The 2,814-nt window shown below is 34.6% G+C and carries 4 protein-coding genes; all 4 read right to left on the minus strand.

All coding sequences use genetic code 11. The features are described from left to right. On the minus strand, positions 1-282 hold a 282-nt coding region (locus tag ACIQ0D_RS12515), incomplete at its 3' end, for a hypothetical protein (RefSeq protein WP_395806119.1). Between the two features lie 129 nt (positions 283-411). Continuing rightward, positions 412-609 carry a hypothetical protein gene (locus ACIQ0D_RS12520; protein ID WP_395806121.1) on the minus strand — a complete coding sequence of 66 codons (198 nt, stop codon included), beginning with the start codon at positions 607-609 and terminating at the stop codon, positions 412-414. A 189-nt stretch (positions 610-798) separates the two neighbouring features. Beyond that, positions 799-2,169 carry a DUF1080 domain-containing protein gene (locus ACIQ0D_RS12525; RefSeq protein WP_395806123.1) on the minus strand — a complete coding sequence of 457 codons (1,371 nt, stop codon included), beginning with the start codon at positions 2,167-2,169 and terminating at the stop codon, positions 799-801. 74 nt (positions 2,170-2,243) lie between these two features. Further along, positions 2,244-2,814, minus strand: a 571-nt coding sequence (locus ACIQ0D_RS12530) for a carbohydrate-binding family 9-like protein (RefSeq protein ID WP_395806125.1), incomplete at its 5' end; no start/stop codon positions are given.

A 2,814-nucleotide genomic window follows, 5' to 3' on the forward strand; every position in this document is an offset into this window, starting at 1 on the left:
AATCTGCTTAGAGATTTCTTTCGATAGTTGTGTCTTATCAGTATTAATTACAAAATCTTCCTTAATACTCTTCCCCGACTCTTCATCTTGAATATTTATAGAGAAATTTAAAAAACCATTGACAATAGTACTTGTATAAGCTACGCTGATTTTATTTTCCTTGAAATTTAAAACTTTCTGGGGAGCATCGTTAATTTCCTTTTTGTCTTTACTACAAGAGTAAATAATTAAACTTGATATTAATGCGATAGACAGGATTGCTAAAATTTGTATTCTTTTCATTTTAATTAATTTTTAGGTTAATAAAAATGTTCTTCATTTATCTTTTATAGCTTGTTTATAGTTGAGATCATTGATTTGTTCATAAACAAGCCAAATGGATAGGTAAGGTCCGGCTAATTTGCAATTTGGTTAAGGAGGAATTAACAATGTATCGCATAGTCCGTGGATTCTAAACTGCTGCTTCGGAATAGCTTTATCCAAATAAAGTTTAAAGTTTAAGCCGCTTTTCCTGCGAAATAAACGAATTCTACAATTCCATAATCTAGAAGAATTGAAATTCAAAAAAACAGGCCTAATAGCCTTAATAATGGCATATATGCTATCCATGTAAACGTTTAGATTTTAAAATTTTAATCTAAACTAGCGGATAAATTGCCCCAGAAAATTAAAATGAGTGAGCGGTATTTATAAATGATTGAGTGGTGGAAATTACATTTAATTAGAAAAATAAAAACTTAAAACATAAAAAAAGCAAAGACTAATTAGTCTTTGCTTTGAAATATTTCAATTGATCTATTACTTACTCAAATCTTTAATTCTGATATTTTTAAATTGTAATTCAGAGCCGTGACCAAGAAACCCGATATGCCCACTCTCTCTTAATAATCCAGGGTGTTTTTGTCCATCGATAGCACCATTCTTCCTTGCCTCAGTAATATCTGCATCCAGAATTATATCCCCATTTAGAATCACTTTTATTTTCGGTCCCTGAACTATTACTTCCTGATAATTCCATTCGCCTAAAGGCTTTAATGAACCTCTTTTTGCTGGTACTGTCCCGTATATTGACCCATGATATTGATAAACCTTTAAATCTTTATAAATAGGCGCATCATTATCTAAAATTTGTAATTCCATCCCTTCATATGCCGCATCTCCTGTTAAAGGAGCTCTAATTCCCAATCCATTATTAGCGCCAGGAGTTAGCTGAAACTCAAATCTTAAAATAAAATCCGAGTACTGCTCTTTAGTGTACAAATTATTGCCTAGCGTATTTTTCCCTGGTTTCGGACGAACAGCCAAATTTCCATTTTCGCTAATATAATCTCTAGTATTACCTTGCCAATTAAACATATTGCTGCCATCAAAAAGGACCTTAAAGCCCTCATTAAGCTCTTTCTTACTCAGTTTAAACGGCTTAACAACGGGTAATTCTTTGATGTAAATATTACGGTAAGCAACTGGTGAACCGTGTGCTTGAAGCTCAATCTGCTCTTCAGCAAGAATTGGCATTTTGCGATCCCAATAGTTTTCTAAAATTACATTATCAGTTACCAGCTCACCATTCAAATAAACTGTTACGCGATCAGATTTCATGATAATATGGAAGGTATTCCACTCCCCGAGCTTCTTATCAGCCACTTTTAAAGGCTTACTTTCATGCACCTGATTATTGTATAATCCACCTGAACCAACTTGAGCGCCAACCTTTACACGAGCATTATCCCAAATCTGGACTTGCGGAGTTCCTCTTAAATAAATTCCTGCATCGCCTTCTTGTTTCCCATCATCAATGATTTTCCAATCAACCAACATCTCAAAATCGCCATACTTTTTCACTGTGGCGATATTATCACCATGACCCACAAACTGTAATTCACCATTCACAACTTTCCAGCTATCACGCATCTCTGCATCAGCCTTTGCTTGTGCTTCAGCCAAGGTTTTAGCATCCATTTTAGATCGTTTAATTGGATCTCCAACTAAACCCTTCCAGCCACTTAAATCTTTACCATTAAATAAAAGCTTAAAGCCATTTTTAAGAGGCTCTTGAATCATTTGATAATCACTTTTAGTGGTGCTACTATTTTGTGAGAATGCAAATTGTGCTGGCAAGATCAATGCCATGAATAAGAAAGGACGGATGTATTTTGAGCTTTTAAACATTTTTCTTTTTAATTATTTGTCAATTGAAATTAGCTATTTATCATTAATAATCAGGAATTCAGTATTTTATAAAATTAGTTAAACTCCAACCTCCCAAAAAACTCTGGAAGATGAAAATTCGGTGCTTCACTTGAAATATTATTCCAAGCCAAAAAATGAGGCTCTGGAAGCATATCTCCACATTTATAAAAATTAGCGCGACATTTTTTGTCGCTCAAAGATGTTATCTTATGGTGTTGAAAAGCAGAAAAAGGTATAGCTAAAGTGAGTTCCCATCCTACGTTTGCCTCACTATTTGTTGCTGGCCTTAATGAACTTTGAAAGGTAATTTTTTTTATGATTTCTGGAGAATTCAGCTCCCGACCATCTCGCCCTTTACCAAAGCCCAAAAGGCAGGTTCCAGCACAATTAAACTCGAAATTATAGTATTCAGCTTCATCCTCAAAAGAGATAAAAAACTCCACACAGCTATCTTCATAAACAGGCTGGTTAGGCTCAGAGTTGACAGCCCTTAGATAATTTTCCTCCACATAAAACTTCAAGAAAACACCCTTTTCACCATGCGCAATAGAAAAAGCAACATGCGGTTTATAAGGATATGCTTCCCATGGCGCATTGGAAATCAGATCCTGCTGAATATGGTCC

This window comes from Daejeonella sp. (assembly GCF_044342615.1).
In the GTDB taxonomy this organism is placed as follows: Bacteria; Bacteroidota; Bacteroidia; order Sphingobacteriales; family Sphingobacteriaceae; genus Daejeonella.